A 14,222-nucleotide genomic window follows, 5' to 3' on the forward strand; every position below is an offset into this window, starting at 1 on the left:
AGCACCAACAAAAGGTCAGTACCCCCACCCATCCAAGTGCAAGCTCCACTGCCCCGGCCGCCCCATCAGATTCACCGTCGACAGCGGCATCGGCTCTATATGCCAGTACGAGGGCGGCGGCGCCTTCAGCGCGTACACCAGCGCCGCCCGTATCACCGACGGCTCCGCCACCGCGATGATGTGCCCGCCGTCCTCCGCGGGGCGGGTGTCGAGCCACTCGCCCACCCGCCGTATGAACATCAGCAGCGACTCCCCGCCATGCGGCGCCGACTGCGGATCGGCCAGCCAGGCGTCCACCGCGCGCGGCTCGACCGCCGTCACCTCGCCGAGGGTGCGGCCGCGCCAGCGGCCCATGTCGCAGTCGCGGAGTGCGAGCTGCGCCAGCGGGGAGAGGCCGAGCACCCGCCCCGTCTCGCGGGAGCGCTGCGTCGGGGAGCAGTAGCGCATCTCCGCCGACGCCAGGTGAGCCAGCGCCGGGATCGCCCGCTCCGCCTCGCTCCAGCCCGCCGCGTCCAGGGGTCTGTCGTCCTCGAAACGAACGTCCAGGAGTGACGAGCTGCGGGCCGCGGCGAGGAGGGTGAGGCGGACGTTCATGCCCGGGATGCTAGGCGGGAGATCACTGCTTGCCCAGGACCATCCACTTTGACGGGTCGTCGAGCGGCGTAAAGCCGACTTTCTCGTAAACCCCGTGTGCATCACCTGTTGCAAGGAGGATGCGGCGCAGCCCGTACGGCGAGAGGTGGTCGCGCACGGCGGCGGCGAGATCGGTGCCGATGCCGAAGCCGCGGGCCTCGCGGGCGACGTACACGTCGCAGAGCCAGGCGAAGGTGGCGTGGTCGGTGACGATGCGGGCGTACGCGACCTGGGCGCCGGAGGCGGTGTCGTAGACGCCGAAGTTCAGTGAGCCCTCGATGGCGAGGTCCTGCTTCGCGCGGCTGCGGCCGAGCGCCCAGTAGGCGTCCTCGGAGAGCCAGCGGTGCACCAGGGCGCGGTCGAGGCGGGTGCGGTCGGTGGAGAGCTCGTAGCCGTCGTGCATGAACGGCGAGGCTACTCACTGCTCCCCGGGGGACAGACGCCGCCCTCGGCCCTAGACTTTCGATTACGGACCGCTACCGCATCCGTACGGCTGGGAGGTCACGCCGATGCGCGCGAACAAGGGCGACAAGCTGTGCACCCACGGTCGCACCGTGGGCCAGCACGACAAGACCGTCGAGGTCATCGAGGTCCTCGGCTCCGAGGGCCCGTATCGCGTGCGGGACGCCGAGGGACACGAATCCGTCCTGTCCCCGGGCCCGGACACCACCCGCGTCGCCGAGGGACCGGCGGGGGAGCCCGGGCCGCGCTAGCGGGGCCTACACGCTCAACACCTCGGCGGCCGCGCCGGCCGCTGGTAATGGTCGGCCACGAGCCGGCTCACCGCGCCCAGCGGATCGAGCGGTATCTGCTTCGCGGAGAAGTAGATATTGCCCTTGACCTCCGGATAGTCCTTGCAGAAGGTCAGATGCCTGGACAGCTCCGCGGGGTCGAACCAGGCGGCGGGCTGCCCGGCGGTGCCGACCTTGTAGAGCGCCTCGCCGATGTAGAGGTTCACGCCGGTGCCGGCGCAGACGTCGTTCCACCAGGGCACGAGCTTGGCGTAGTCGGCGGCGGCGAAGCCGATGTTCCAGTAGACCTGCGGCGCGATGTAGTCGAGCCACCCCTCCTTGACCCACTTCCGCGTGTCCGCGAAGAGGCTGTCGTACGTCTGCGCCCCCGCCGTCGTGTCGGAGCCGATCGGATCGGTCGCCTTGTTCCGCCACACCGCGAACGGGCTGACCCCGAACTGCACCCGCGGCTTGATCCGCTTTATCCGCCGCCCCAGCTCCTGGATCAGCAGATCGATGTTGCTGCGCCGCCAGGACGCCTTGTCCGGGAACCCGGCCCCGTACTCCGCGTACGTCGCATCGTCCGCGAACTCCTGACCCGCCACCGGATACGGATAGAAGTAGTCGTCGAAGTGCACGGCGTCGATGTCATAGCGGCGCACCGCGTCGAGCATGCAGTCCTGGACGAAGCGCCGGACCTCCGGAATGCCCGGGTTGTAGTAGATCTTCCCGCCGTACGGGACGATCCACTCGGGATGCCGCTTGGCCGGATGGCTCGCGATCAGCTTCGACGCGTCAGCGTCGTTGCGCACCCGGTACGGGTTGAACCACGCGTGCAGCTCAAGGCCGCGCCGGTGCGCCTCCCGTACGACAAAGCCCAGCGGATCCCAGCCGGGGTCCTGGCCCTGCACCCCGCTCAGCCACTCCGACCACGGCTCGTACTTCGACGGCCACATCGCATCCGCGGTCGGCCGCGCCTGGAAGATCACGGTGTTGAGATTGCGCGCCTTCGCCTCATCGAGGCGGGCGATCAGCCCGGCCTGCTGCTCGGCGGCGCTCAGGCCCTGCTTGACCGGCCAGTCTATGTTCGCCACGGTCGCCACCCACGAGCCGCGCATCTGCTCCCGGCGGGGCCAGTGATGCCCGCCCCCGTGCTGCGGAGCCGCCACCGCCTCGCTCCCCGCGGCCACGCTCGCCACCACACCCGCGGCCGCCGCGATCAGCCCGCGCCGCCCCAGACCGGACCCTCTGCCGCCAGGACTCTCCGCCTCCATAACCGCACACCCTCCCCAGACGTCATTCGAAAGTGGTCTGTACCACTTCCCGGCGGGCACATCCTTCCCTCCCCGGCGACCGGGGCACAAGACCCGCGCGGCCGCGAGGTAACGTCGGGCCGGTAGGAGTGACACCCAGGGAAGGGCCGGTTGTGGTGGCGGGTAGCGACATCGAACGCATTGGTGTGGTGGGCTGTGGGCAGATGGGCGCCGGCATCGCGGAGGTGTGTGCGCGCGCCGGGCTGGACGTGATAGTCGCCGAGATCACCGGCGATGCCCTTGAGTACGGCCGTACCAGGCTCACGAACTCCCTGACGAAGGCCGCCGAGCGCGGCAAGATCACGGCGGCGGAGCGGGACGCGGCGCTGGCCCGGCTCAGCTTCACCACCGACCTCGGCGAGCTCGCGGAACGCGACCTGGTGATCGAGGCGGTCGTCGAGAACGAGCAGGTCAAGACCGAGATCTTCCAGATCCTCGACCAGGTGCTGACCCGCCCGGACGCGATCCTGGCCTCCAACACCTCCTCCATCCCCCTGGTGAAGCTCGCGGTCGCGACCTCCCGCCCGGAGCAGGTCATCGGCATCCACTTCTTCAACCCGGCCCCGGTGCAGAAGCTCGTCGAGCTGATCCCCGCGCTGACCACCAGCGAGGAAACGATCAAGCGCGCCGAGGGCCTGGCCGCCGAGATCCTCGGCAAGCACGCCATCCGCGCCCAGGACCGCTCGGGCTTCATCGTGAACGCCCTCCTGATCCCGTACATCCTCTCCGCGGTCCGCATGTTCGAAAGCGGCATCGCCACCCGCGAGGACATCGACGACGGCATGGAAATGGGCTGCGCCCACCCCATGGGCCCCCTGAAGCTCGCCGACCTGATCGGCCTGGACACGGTCGTCTCGGTGGCCGACTCCATGTACGAGGAGTACAAGGAGCCCCTGTACGCCGCTCCCCCACTCCTTCAGCGCATGGTCGACGCGGGCCGCCTTGGCCGGAAGAGCGGCGCGGGCTTCTACTCGTACGGCTAGACCGCTACTCGTACGGCCAGACCGCCTGAAGGGCCTAGCAGGAATCGCCCGCGACCGCGCCCGCCCCTAGCGTCGGCTTCAGTTACCCCCCACGGAACCGGAGCCGCCGCCATGACCCGTCGCCGCAGCCGCATATCCGCAGTCATCATCCTGAGCGGCGCCATCCTCGCCGTTACGGCCCCGCGCGCCACCGCGGAGCCCAGCGCCGAGGTGAGCCCCGCGAACCCGCGCCCGGGCCAGCAGGTCACGCTGACGCTGCGCGGGTGCACCGATCCGAGCGACGGCGGGCGGGCGGAAGGGGCGCTGCTGGGGGACGGGTCGACGGCGCGCTTCCCGGTCGAGGCGACGGATCTGCGCGAGGCGGAGGGCGGGGCGGTGACGGGCACGGCGACGATCTCACCGGACGCGGAGCCCGGGCGGCGGGCGACGATCTACTTCGCCTGCGGCTCGGAGCAGGACACGGTGACGAACGCCGTCGTCACCTTCGCGGGCGGCACGGCGACCCCCAGCCCGTCGTCCCCGCCGGAGTCCGCCTCCCCCGAGTCCCCCGCATCGCCCGAATCCCCCGCCCCCGCCGTCCCACAGGCCCCCGCCCACGGCGGAATGGGCGGCTCATCCGGCGGCGACGGAGGCACCACGGAGGTGGCGGTCGGCTCCGCCCTCAGCATCGCCGCCGCAGCCGGCGGGGTCGCGATGCTGCTGCGCAGGCGCCGTACCACTGGCTGAACCGCACCTGGTCACGGACCCGGAGAACCAAGCGGCCCGCGGCGGCGTTGTAGTTTTAGGCACGACACGTGCCACCGCACGCCGTCTCTTGTTCTGTGACCCAGGAGCCCACACCCGTGACGACTCTCGCCCTCGGCCCGCAGTGGATGGACCCGGACTGGCTGATTCCGACGTTCGGCCTGCTCGGGATCCTCGTGATCGTCTTCGCCGAGTCCGGGCTGCTGATCGGGTTCTTCCTGCCGGGCGACTCGCTGCTCTTCACCACGGGCCTGCTGGTGGCCAACGGCAAGTACCTGCACTACCCGCTGTGGCTGGTGTGCCTGCTCATCGTGCTGGCGGCGATCCTCGGCGACCAGGTCGGCTACCTCTTCGGCCGCAAGGTGGGCCCATCCCTCTTCAGGCGCCCCGACTCCCGCCTCTTCAAGCAGGAAAACGTAGAAAAGGCCCACGAGTTCTTCGAAAAGCACGGCCCGAAGTCCCTGGTCCTGGCCCGCTTCGTGCCGATCGTACGGACCTTCACGCCGATCATCGCGGGCGTGAGCCGGATGAACTACCGCTCCTTCATCACCTTCAACATCATCGGCGGCACCCTGTGGGGCGCGGGCGTGACGATCCTGGGCTACTTCCTCGGCCAGATCGAGTTCGTCCACAAGAACATCGAGGCCATGCTGATCCTGATCGTGTTCCTGTCGGTGCTCCCGATCATCATCGAGTTCCTGAGGGCCCGTAAGAACAAGAAGGCGGAGCCGGCAGCGGCGTCAGACAACCCCGCCCCGCCCCAGCCGGGCCGCCAGCGAGGCAAGCACGCAAAGCGCTGACGCGCGACGCGCATACGTAAGGGGCCGACGCACCAAGAGTGCGCCGGCCCCTTACGTATGACTTCAGCGGGCGGGTGGGCGGGACCTACGCCCCCCGCAGCACCGCACCCGTCCGCTCCGTCGCGACAGCGACAGCCGCGTCCCGAGCCTCGGAGGCCTCCTCGACCGTCAGCGTCCGGTCGGAGGCGCGGAAGCGCAGCGCATAAGCCAGCGACTTCTTCCCCTCGCCGACCTGCTCCCCGACGTACACGTCGAACAGCCGCACCGACTCCAGCAGGTCCCCCGCCCCATCCCGCAGCGCAGCTTCAACCGCAGCCGCGGTCACGGACGAGTCCACCACCAGCGCAACATCCTGCGTAGCCACCGGATACGTGGAAATCACCGGCGCGATCAGCCGGGCGTCCCCGCCCGCGCGCTGCAGCAGATCGAGCGAGAGCTCCATCGCGCTGGTGCGCTCGGGCAGCCCCATGGCCTTCACGACCCGCGGATGCAGCTCACCGGCATGCCCGACCAGCGTCTTGGCTCCACCGACCTGCGCGTACAACGCAGCACACCGGCCAGGGTGCCAGGGCGCATGCTGGTCGGCCTCGACCACGAGCTCAACGCCCGCCTCGCGGGCCACCGTACGCGCCGCCTCCACAGCATCAGCCCAGCTCTCCGGCCGACCCTTGCCCCACCAACCGGCCTGCTCACGCGCACCCGCCAGCACGACAGCGACCCGTCGCGGCTGATCCGGCAGCGCCGCGCCCAGCTGCGCGATCTCGGCATCCGTCGGCCGCCGGTCCACCGGCAGCAACGGCGCGGAGTCGGTCGCCCCCGGCCCACTCGCCGGATGGAAGACCAGCCCCGTCTCGAAGAGCGCCAGATCATGCGACCCACGGCTGTCATTACGCCGCAGCGCAGCCAGCAGCCCAGGCAGCAGCGTCGTACGCAGCGCGGGCTCGGCGTCGCTCAGCGGATTCACGAGCTTCACCGTGGACCGCCGCGCGTCATCCGCATCCAGCCCCAGCTGATCGAAGGCCGCATCCCCCAGGAAGGGGTAATTCAGCGCCTCCACATACCCAGCCCCTGCCAGCGCCCGCCCGACCCGCCGATGCAGCCGCTGCCGCGCGGTCAGCCCACGCCCAGGCGGCGGCTTGGGCAGCGTCGAAGGCAGGTTCTCGTAGCCCTCAAGCCGGATGACTTCCTCGGCCAGGTCATTGGGATCACGAAGATCCGGCCGCCAGGACGGCACGGTGACCGTCAGCTCATCGGTCCCGTAGACATCACAGCCGACCTCCTGCAGCCGCCGGACGACAACCTCCCGCCCGTACGTCACACCAGCGACCCGATCCGGGTGATCAACGTGCATCTGAATCGTCCGCGGGCCCGACGGCGTCACCACCTCCGTCACACCCGGATCAGCCGTGCCACCAGCAAGCAGCACCAGCAGATCCACGGTCCGCTGCGCGGCAGCCGCACCCGCCTCCGGGTCCACGCCGCGCTCGAAGCGGCGCGACGCCTCGGACGACAGCTTGTGGCGGCGCGCGGTGCGGGCGACCGACACGGGTTCGAAGTGCGCGGCCTCGATGACGATCTCGGTGGTGCCCTGCGCGTCGCCGCCGAAGAGAGATTCCTCCTGCTCGACGTCGGCGATCTCGGTGTTGGCGCCGCCCATCACGCCCGCCATGCCGATCGGCCCGCGGTCGTCGGTGATCAGCAGGTCGGCGGCGTCGAGCTTGCGCTCGACGTCGTCGAGGGTGGTGAGCTTCTCGCCCTGCTCGGCGCGGCGGACCACGATCGGGCCCTGGAGCTTCGCCTTGTCGTACGTGTGCAGCGGCTGGCCCAGCTCGAACATCACGTAGTTGGCGATGTCCACGGCCAGCGAGATCGGGCGCACGCCGACCTTCTGCAGCCGGCGCTGCAGCCACAGCGGCGAGCGCGCCTCCGGGCGGACGCCGGTGACCGTACGGGCGGTGAAGCGGCCGCAGCCGGCGGGGTCGTCGACCTTGACCGGGTAGCCCTGGTCGTTCGGCGCCGGTACGTCGAGCAGCGCCGGGTCGCGGAGCGGCAGGTCGTAGGCGATGGCGGTCTCGCGGGCGACGCCGCGCATGGAGAGGCAGTAGCCGCGGTCGGGGGTGACCGCGATGTCCAGGACCTCGTCCTTGAGCTCGAGCAGCTCGATGGCGTCGATGCCGGGCTCGTACTCGGGCGGCAGCACGATGATGCCGTCGTGGTCGTCGCCCATGCCCAGCTCGGCGGCCGAGCAGATCATGCCCTCAGAGACGTGGCCGTAGGTCTTACGGGCCGAGATCTTGAAGTCGCCGGGCAGCGTGGCGCCCGGGAGGACCACGACGACCTTGTCGCCGACGGCGAAGTTCGTCGCGCCGCAGACGATGTTCTGCGGCTCGCCGGTGCCATTGGCGTCGGAGACGTCGACCTGGCAGTACCGGATCGGCTTCTTGAACTCGGTCAGCTCCTCGATGGCCAGCACCTTGCCGACCACCAGCGGACCGGTCAGCCCTGCGCCCAGCTGCTCGACGGTCTCGACCTCAAGACCGGCCGAGACGAGCTTCTCCTGGACGTCGCGCCCAGTCGTACCGGCGGGGAGGTCGACGTACTCCCGCAGCCAAGAAAGCGGGACTCGCATCAGATCTCCATCCCGAACGGCCGGGTGAAGCGCACGTCACCCTCGACCATGTCTCGCATGTCCTGAACGTTGTGGCGGAACATCAGCATCCGCTCGATGCCGAAGCCGAAGGCGTATCCGCTGTACTTCTCCGGGTCGACGCCGCAGGCGATGAGCACCCGCGGGTTGACCATGCCGCAGCCGCCGAGCTCGATCCAGCCCTCGGAGCCGCAGGTGCGGCAGGGCTTGTCGGGGTTGCCGACGGATTCGCCGCGGCAGACATAGCAGACCATGTCCATCTCGGCGGACGGCTCGGTGAAGGGGAAGAAGTTCGGCCGCAGCCGGGTCTTCATGCCGTCGCCGCCGAAGAGCTGCTGGACCATGTGGTCGAGCGTGCCCTTGAGGTCGGCCATGGTCAGGCCCTCGTCGATGGCGAGGAGCTCCACCTGGTGGAAGACCGGGGTGTGGGTGGCGTCCAGCTCGTCGGCGCGATACGTACGCCCCGGGCAGATCACGTAGACCGGCAGCTCGCGTTCGAGCAGCGACCGGACCTGCACCGGGGACGTGTGCGTGCGCAGCACGACATGGGAGTCCTGCTCCGGGTCCCGGCTCTGCACGAAGAGCGTGTCCTGCTCCTCGCGGGCCGGGTGGTCGGGCGGGAAGTTCAGCGCGTCGAAGTTGAGCCACGACGCCTCGGCCTCCGGGCCCTCGGCCACCTCGTAGCCCATGGCCACGAAGATGTCCTCGATGCGCTCGGAGAGCGTGGTCAGCGGGTGGCGGGCGCCGGCGGGGACGCGGTCGTACGGCAGCGTGACGTCCACCGCCTCCTCGACCAGCACGCGGGTGTCCCGCTCGGCCTCGAGCTCCTCCTGGCGCTTCTTCAGCGCCTGGTTCACCGCACCGCGGGCCTGGCCGACGCGCTTGCCGGCCTCGGCCTTGGCGTGCGGCGGGAGGGCGCCGATCTCGCGGTTGGCGAGGGCGAGCGGGGAGGTGCCACCGGCGTGGGCGGTCTTCGCCTCCTGAAGCTGCTCGAGGTCGCTCGCGGCGGCAAAGGCGGCGACCGCCTCGTCGCGCATGCGCTCGACATTCTCCGGTTTCAGTGCCTCGACCTCGACAGGGTCGTACGACTTATTGGGTGCCGACATCTCTTCCCGTGCTTCCGATTGGCTGGCTGTGGTGCCCGTTCCCGACACATGGGCACCCGGGGTGCCAAAGGTCGAGTTTAGAGCCTTGGGAGTGCGAGTCGCGCCGACCGGTAAACCGGACTCCGGCGGCAGCCGCCCACGCCACTCCGGGGGCAGGCGTCCCGCTGGGCGGGACGGGTGGGCCCGGGACGTTTCCGGCAGCCGCCGACGCGACTGGCACCGGACAATGCCCGGCGCCACGGAAAGCCCGTCGCAGCTGATCAGGCCAAATAGGCCGGCGCCCCGACGGGCAACGTAAATCGGAACCTCGCGCCGCCGCCCTCCGCGCGGGCCACCGCGATCGTGCCGCCGTGCGCCTCCACGATCCCCTTGACGATGTACAGCCCCAGCCCCGTACCACCGCGCTTGGAACCCCGCCAGAAACGCGTGAAGACGCGGCTCATCGACTCCTCAGGGATGCCGGGGCCCTCGTCGCTCACGGTGACGGTCGTCCCTTCCTCATCGCGCCGTACAGACCGGGTCACCTCGATCGTGACAGTGCCCGCGCCATGCCGCACGGCATTTTCCAGGAGGTTGCCGAGCACCTGGTCGATCTTGTCGGGGTCGGCCCACAGCGCCGGCAGCCCGGCCGAGACCTGCACCCCGAACCGCACCGGGTCCTCCCCCGCGGTGATCTGCGCCTCCACATGCCGCCGGATGGCCGCCTCGATGTCGATCTTCTGCCGCCGCACCTCAAGCCGCCCGGAGTCGATCCGGGAGATGTCCAGCAGCTCCGCGATCAGCCTGGTCACGCGGTTGGCGTCCGCGTGCACGGTCTCCAGCATCAGCCGCTTCTGGTCGTCGGTGAACCGCTCCCACTTGGCCAGCAGCGTGGCCGTGAAGCCCTTCACCGACGTCAGCGGCGACCGCAGCTCGTGCGCGACGGTGGCGATCAGCTCGGCGTGACTGCGCTCGTCGCGCCGCCGCGCCTCGGTCGACCGCAGCGTGACGACGAGGCGGTCCAGCGGCCCGGCAGGCCGGCGGCGGACGTATTTGGCGGCGACCAGCACCTCGTGATTGCCGGGCAGCAGCAGATTGCGCTCCGGCTGTCCGGTACGGACGGCCAGGCCGCCGTACGGATCGGTGAGCGCCCACCAGCTCCGGCCCTTGAGGTCCTCCAGGGCGAGGGCCTCCTCGAAGCGGCTGCCGAGCGCCTTCGCCGGATCCAGGCCGGTGATCTTGGCCGCCGCGGCGTTGAAGCACACCACCCGCCCGTCGGCGTCGGCGATCACCAGCCCGTCGGGGAGATCGTCAGGGTCGCACAGCCCCGTGGACACATGCTCACCGTACGAGCCGTCCACTCCGCAACCCCCTCTCCGGCCAGGGGGATTGGCCCCGGAATCCTCCCGGGCCCCCCGATCAGGCACACCTTACTCGGTCACGGGGGCGAACCGGGAGCCACCGACCGGGCGTTGTGCACGCGCGGAGGCGTACAGGCACACGGCGGCGGCCGTGGCGAGGTTCAGGCTCTCGGCCCGCCCGTGGATGGGGACGCGCACCACCTCGTCGGCCAGCGCCCTGGTCTCCGCGGGAAGCCCCCACGCCTCGTTCCCGAAGACCCACGCGGTCGGCCGCCCCAGCACCCCGTCGTCCAGCTCGGCGTCCAGGTCCCGCTCCCCCGCCCCGTCGGCGGCCAGCACTCGCACCCCGCCGCCGCGCAGCCCGGCGACGGCCGCCTCCACGGGCACGCCGACGGCGACCGGGAGGTGGAAGACGGAGCCGGCGGAGGCCCGTACCGCCTTCGGGTTGTACAGATCCACGGAAGCATCCGTAAACACGACGGCATCCGCCCCCGCGGCATCCGCGCAGCGCAGCACGGTCCCGGCGTTGCCCGGGTCGCGGACGTGGGCGAGGACGGCGACCAGCTTCGGCCGGGCGGCGAGGATCTCCTCGTACGGCACGTCCAGGAAGCGGCACACCGCGACCAGGCCCTGCGGCGTCACGGTGTCGGACAGCTCGGCCACGACCTCGTCGGTGGCGGTATGCATCCGGGCCCCGGCTTTACGGGCGGCGTCGAGGATCTCCGCGTACCGCTCGGCGGCCTCCGGGGTGGCGAACAGCTCGTCCAGTACCGGCGCCCCGTCCCGTACGAGAGCGGTCGCCTCGCGCACGGCCTGCGGACCCTCGGCGAGGAAGCGGCGCTCCTTGCCGCGGGCGCTCCGCTTGAGCAGCTTGCGCGCGGCGGTGACGCGCGCGGACCGCGGGGACGTGATCTGGGGGGTCTGCACGGGTCTCCTGGCTGCGTTGGAGGGAAAACCGAGGGCTGGCAACGACAGGACCCGCAGGGCAAGCCCTGCGGGTCCTCAAGTCTGACCTGCTATGGGGTCAGGCAACCGACTTCGGCGCGTTCACGTCGCTCGGAAGGGCCTTCTGGGCCACCTCGACGAGGGCGGTGAAGGCGTTCGCGTCGTTGACCGCGAGGTCGGCCAGCATCTTGCGGTCCACCTCGATGTTGGCGGCCTTCAGACCCTGGATGAAGCGGTTGTAGGTGATGCCGTTGGCGCGGGCAGCGGCGTTGATGCGCTGGATCCACAGCTGACGGAAGTCGCCCTTGCGCTTCTTGCGGTCGTTGTAGTTGTAGACGAAGGAGTGGGTGACCTGCTCCTTGGCCTTGCGGTACAGGCGCGAGCGCTGGCCGCGGTAGCCACTGGCCTGCTCGAGGATTGCCCGGCGCTTCTTCTGGGCGTTCACTGCCCGCTTGACGCGTGCCACTTTGATCTTCTCCTAGTACGAATGGGGTCCCGGTCGGCATAAGGCGGCGCCCCGGTCGGGGGCGCCTCGCCTCACTTGCCGAGAAGCTTCTTGACCTTCTTGGCGTCGCCCGGGGCCGCCTCGACGGTGCCGGCGAGGCGACGCGTCAGGGTGGAGGGCTTGTGCTCGAGGTAGTGGCGACGGCCGGCGCGCTGACGGAGCACCTTGCCGGAGCCGGTGATCTTGAAGCGCTTCTTGGTGCCGCTGTGGGTCTTGTTCTTCGGCATGGTGGCCGTCTCTCCTCAGTGTTGGCGCCCCGGCCCTTCGGTTTCCGTAAACCGGCAGGCTGAAGCGTCAGCTGCTCTTCGTGTTCTGCTCGCTCGGGGCGGCCCCTTCCGGGGCACCCCGGAAGACTCACGCCTCGGCGGGCTCCTCGGCAGGGGCCTCCGCCGGTGCGTCACCGCGGCGCTCCGCCTTGCGGGCGGCCTGCGCCTCGCGGGCCTCTGCCATGGCCTCGGTCTTCTTCTTGTGCGGACCGAGGACCATGATCATGTTGCGGCCGTCCTGCTTGGGGTTCGACTCGACGAAACCCAGCTCCTGGACGTCGTCCGCGAGCCGCTGCAGCAGTCGGTAGCCCAGCTCGGGGCGGGACTGCTCGCGACCACGGAACATGATCGTGATCTTGACCTTGTCACCCTGCTTGAGGAACCGGACGACGTGACCCTTCTTGGTGTCGTAGTCGTGCGGGTCGATCTTCGGCCGGAGCTTCATCTCCTTGATGACCGTGTGCGCCTGGTTCTTGCGCGCCTCACGGGCCTTCATGGCCGACTCGTACTTGAACTTCCCGTAGTCCATGAGCTTGCACACGGGCGGACGGGCGTTCGCCGCGACCTCGACCAGGTCGAGGTCGTACTCCTGCGCAAGCTCCAGGGCCTTGGCAAGCGGCACGATGCCGACCTGCTCGCCACTGGGACCGACGAGTCGCACCTCGGGGACGCGAATCCGGTCGTTGATGCGGGGCTCGGCGCTGATGGGGCCTCCTCGGGCTTCCTACGCGGATGCCTGGCGGACAGCCACGTAATCGTCTGTGGTGACCACTCGCTGCGGGGCATGAAAAATGCCCCGAACGGGACACAAGTGACGGGGCTCCTGCCGGGGAGCACCGCCACGGCGAACCGCGGGGCGCATCTTGACCGGTGACCTGCCGACCGTAAAGTCGATCAGGTGGGAGTTCGGAGCCTCCACTTGCGGGCCGGACACACACGCATCCGACCGGTCTGACACCCAAGAGTACCAGGCCGGGGCGGAAGCACCCACATCGTGGGGCTCGCTTAGGCTAGCGCCATGAGTGAGCCCACCCCCGCCGCCGACTTCGATGCCATGACCCGCGATATTGCGGATGTGCCTGCCGTCGAGGTGATCACGACCCTGTCGGTGCACCTGATGAGCGCCGCCGCGGTGAACCTCGGCCTGTCCGAGGAGGGCGAGCGGCACAAGGACCTGGACGAGGCCCGCAAGCTGATCACGGCCCTGGCGGGCCTGGTCTCGGCGAGCGCCACGGAGATCGGCTCGTACCACGCGGCGCCGCTGCGGGACGGCCTGAAGTCGCTGCAGCTGGCCTTCCGCGAGGCCTCGGCGGTCCCGGACGAGCCGGGTCAGGGGCCGGGCGAGAAGTTCACGGGGCCGGTCTTCGGCTGACCGGATCTAGCTCTTCGCGGTGGTCGCGGCCGTCTCAGCCGCATCCGGCACCGCATCCGCCTTGTCCGGGCCGTGTACGAGCTGGTGCACGGCCGCCGCCAGGGCAGCGCCCACCAGCGGCGCCACGATGAACAGCCACACCTGCGACAGCGCCTGCCCGCCGGCGAAGAGCGCCGGGCCGAGGCTGCGGGCGGGGTTCACGGAGGTGCCGGTCAGCGGGATGCCGACCAGGTGGATGACGGCGAGCGAGATGCCGATCGCCAGGCCGCCGAAACCGGCGGTCGCGCGCTGGCCGATGTGGTGGGTGACCGACAGCACCACGAAGACCAGCAGGAACGTCAGCAGCACCTCGGCGATGAAGGCGCCGCCGGTGTTGATGTGCACGGCCGAGCGGTCGGCGAAGCCGTTGCTGCCGAAGGCGCCGGTGGTCTGCAGTCCCGGCACCTGCTTGGCCAGCAGGAACAGCAGCGCCGCGCCGGCGATGCCGCCGAGGAACTGGGCCACCCAGTAGCCCACGGCCGTATTCACGCTGATCCGCTTCGAGAGCAGCATGCCGAGGGTGACGGCCGGATTCACATGGCAGCCCGAGATCGGGCCAAGCGCGTACGCCAGGGCCAGCAGGGTGAAGCCGAAGGCGAGCGCGATGCCCAGGGTGCCGATGTACTCGGCGGCAAGCACGGCCGCGCCTACGGCGAAGAGCACCAGCATCAGCGTGCCGATGAACTCGGATACCAGCTTGCGCGTCTCCATGACCTCTCCCTCTGCGGTGTGTGGTGGAGATCGTTTTGCCGCTCCCAGCATTGTGCGCGCAATGCCTGGCGGCTGCCTGTCGGGGAC

Annotated in this window: 16 protein-coding genes; 5 read left to right on the forward strand and 11 right to left on the reverse strand. The window is 70.0% G+C overall.

What is annotated here, in order from left to right:
• Nucleotides 1-15 precede the first annotated feature (15 nt).
• Together ACNNMR_RS06320 and ACNNMR_RS06325 are read right to left on the reverse strand one after the other, a co-directional pair.
• On the reverse strand, nt 16-594 hold the full coding sequence (locus tag ACNNMR_RS06320; protein ID WP_419993529.1) for a histidine phosphatase family protein: 579 nt from the start codon (nt 592-594) through the stop codon (nt 16-18).
• 22 nt (nt 595-616) lie between these two features.
• Nucleotides 617-1,036 carry a GNAT family N-acetyltransferase gene (locus ACNNMR_RS06325; RefSeq protein WP_419993530.1) on the reverse strand — a complete coding sequence of 140 codons (420 nt, stop codon included), beginning with the start codon at nt 1,034-1,036 and terminating at the stop codon, nt 617-619.
• A gap of 106 nt (nt 1,037-1,142) precedes the next feature.
• Between ACNNMR_RS06325 and ACNNMR_RS06330 the strand changes: the two genes are divergently transcribed.
• The gene (locus ACNNMR_RS06330) at nt 1,143-1,346 is read left to right on the forward strand and encodes a DUF1918 domain-containing protein (RefSeq protein WP_419993531.1); all 204 of its coding nucleotides are present in this window, start codon (nt 1,143-1,145) and stop codon (nt 1,344-1,346) included.
• Nucleotides 1,347-1,360: 14 nt separating this feature from the next.
• Here ACNNMR_RS06330 and ACNNMR_RS06335 read toward each other — a convergent pair whose 3' ends face one another.
• Complete coding sequence (locus ACNNMR_RS06335) at nt 1,361-2,638, reverse strand: glycoside hydrolase family 10 protein (protein WP_419993532.1); 1,278 nt, start codon at nt 2,636-2,638, stop codon at nt 1,361-1,363.
• 155 nt (nt 2,639-2,793) lie between these two features.
• Between ACNNMR_RS06335 and ACNNMR_RS06340 the strand changes: the two genes are divergently transcribed.
• From ACNNMR_RS06340 to ACNNMR_RS06350, 3 genes are all read left to right on the forward strand, one after another.
• Nucleotides 2,794-3,660, forward strand: coding sequence for a 3-hydroxybutyryl-CoA dehydrogenase (locus tag ACNNMR_RS06340; RefSeq protein WP_419993533.1), 867 nt, complete (start codon nt 2,794-2,796; stop codon nt 3,658-3,660).
• Nucleotides 3,661-3,771: 111 nt separating this feature from the next.
• Complete coding sequence (locus ACNNMR_RS06345) at nt 3,772-4,386, forward strand: hypothetical protein (protein WP_419993534.1); 615 nt, start codon at nt 3,772-3,774, stop codon at nt 4,384-4,386.
• Between the two features lie 116 nt (nt 4,387-4,502).
• Complete coding sequence (locus ACNNMR_RS06350; protein ID WP_419993535.1) at nt 4,503-5,204, forward strand: DedA family protein; 702 nt, start codon at nt 4,503-4,505, stop codon at nt 5,202-5,204.
• 85 nt (nt 5,205-5,289) lie between these two features.
• On the opposite strand, the gene pheT is transcribed toward ACNNMR_RS06350, so the two are convergent.
• The 7 genes from pheT to infC all read right to left on the reverse strand — a co-directional run bounded on the left by pheT (nt 5,290) and on the right by infC (nt 12,719).
• On the reverse strand, nt 5,290-7,833 hold the full coding sequence (pheT, locus tag ACNNMR_RS06355) for a phenylalanine--tRNA ligase subunit beta (protein WP_419993536.1): 2,544 nt from the start codon (nt 7,831-7,833) through the stop codon (nt 5,290-5,292).
• Nucleotides 7,833-8,957, reverse strand: a complete 1,125-nt coding sequence (pheS, locus tag ACNNMR_RS06360) for a phenylalanine--tRNA ligase subunit alpha (protein ID WP_419993537.1) — start codon at nt 8,955-8,957, stop codon at nt 7,833-7,835. Before pheS ends, pheT begins: the two co-directional genes overlap by 1 nt.
• Before the next feature lie 260 nt (nt 8,958-9,217).
• Nucleotides 9,218-10,297, reverse strand: a complete 1,080-nt coding sequence (locus tag ACNNMR_RS06365) for an ATP-binding protein (RefSeq protein ID WP_419993538.1) — start codon at nt 10,295-10,297, stop codon at nt 9,218-9,220.
• 69 nt (nt 10,298-10,366) lie between these two features.
• Nucleotides 10,367-11,224, reverse strand: coding sequence for a TrmH family RNA methyltransferase (locus ACNNMR_RS06370; RefSeq protein ID WP_419993539.1), 858 nt, complete (start codon nt 11,222-11,224; stop codon nt 10,367-10,369).
• A gap of 97 nt (nt 11,225-11,321) precedes the next feature.
• Nucleotides 11,322-11,708, reverse strand: coding sequence for a 50S ribosomal protein L20 (gene rplT / locus ACNNMR_RS06375; RefSeq protein WP_165235383.1), 387 nt, complete (start codon nt 11,706-11,708; stop codon nt 11,322-11,324).
• A 71-nt stretch (nt 11,709-11,779) separates the two neighbouring features.
• Entirely contained in the window at nt 11,780-11,974 is a 195-nt protein-coding gene (gene rpmI / locus ACNNMR_RS06380; RefSeq protein ID WP_165235380.1) for a 50S ribosomal protein L35, read from the reverse strand.
• Between the two features lie 127 nt (nt 11,975-12,101).
• Nucleotides 12,102-12,719, reverse strand: a complete 618-nt coding sequence (gene infC, locus ACNNMR_RS06385) for a translation initiation factor IF-3 (RefSeq protein ID WP_420000273.1) — start codon at nt 12,717-12,719, stop codon at nt 12,102-12,104.
• 312 nt (nt 12,720-13,031) lie between these two features.
• Here infC and ACNNMR_RS06390 point away from each other — a divergent pair, with 312 nt between their 5' ends.
• Nucleotides 13,032-13,385, forward strand: a complete 354-nt coding sequence (locus ACNNMR_RS06390) for a DUF1844 domain-containing protein (RefSeq protein WP_419993540.1) — start codon at nt 13,032-13,034, stop codon at nt 13,383-13,385.
• Nucleotides 13,386-13,391: 6 nt separating this feature from the next.
• Here the strand turns inward: ACNNMR_RS06390 and ACNNMR_RS06395 are convergent, their stop codons facing one another.
• Entirely contained in the window at nt 13,392-14,135 is a 744-nt protein-coding gene (locus ACNNMR_RS06395) for an MIP family channel protein (RefSeq protein WP_419993541.1), read from the reverse strand.
• Between the last annotated feature and the right edge of the window lie 87 nt (nt 14,136-14,222).

Origin of the sequence: Streptomyces boninensis, from assembly GCF_048572725.1 — a bacterium.
GTDB classification, from domain to species: Bacteria; Actinomycetota; Actinomycetes; order Streptomycetales; family Streptomycetaceae; genus Streptomyces; species Streptomyces boninensis.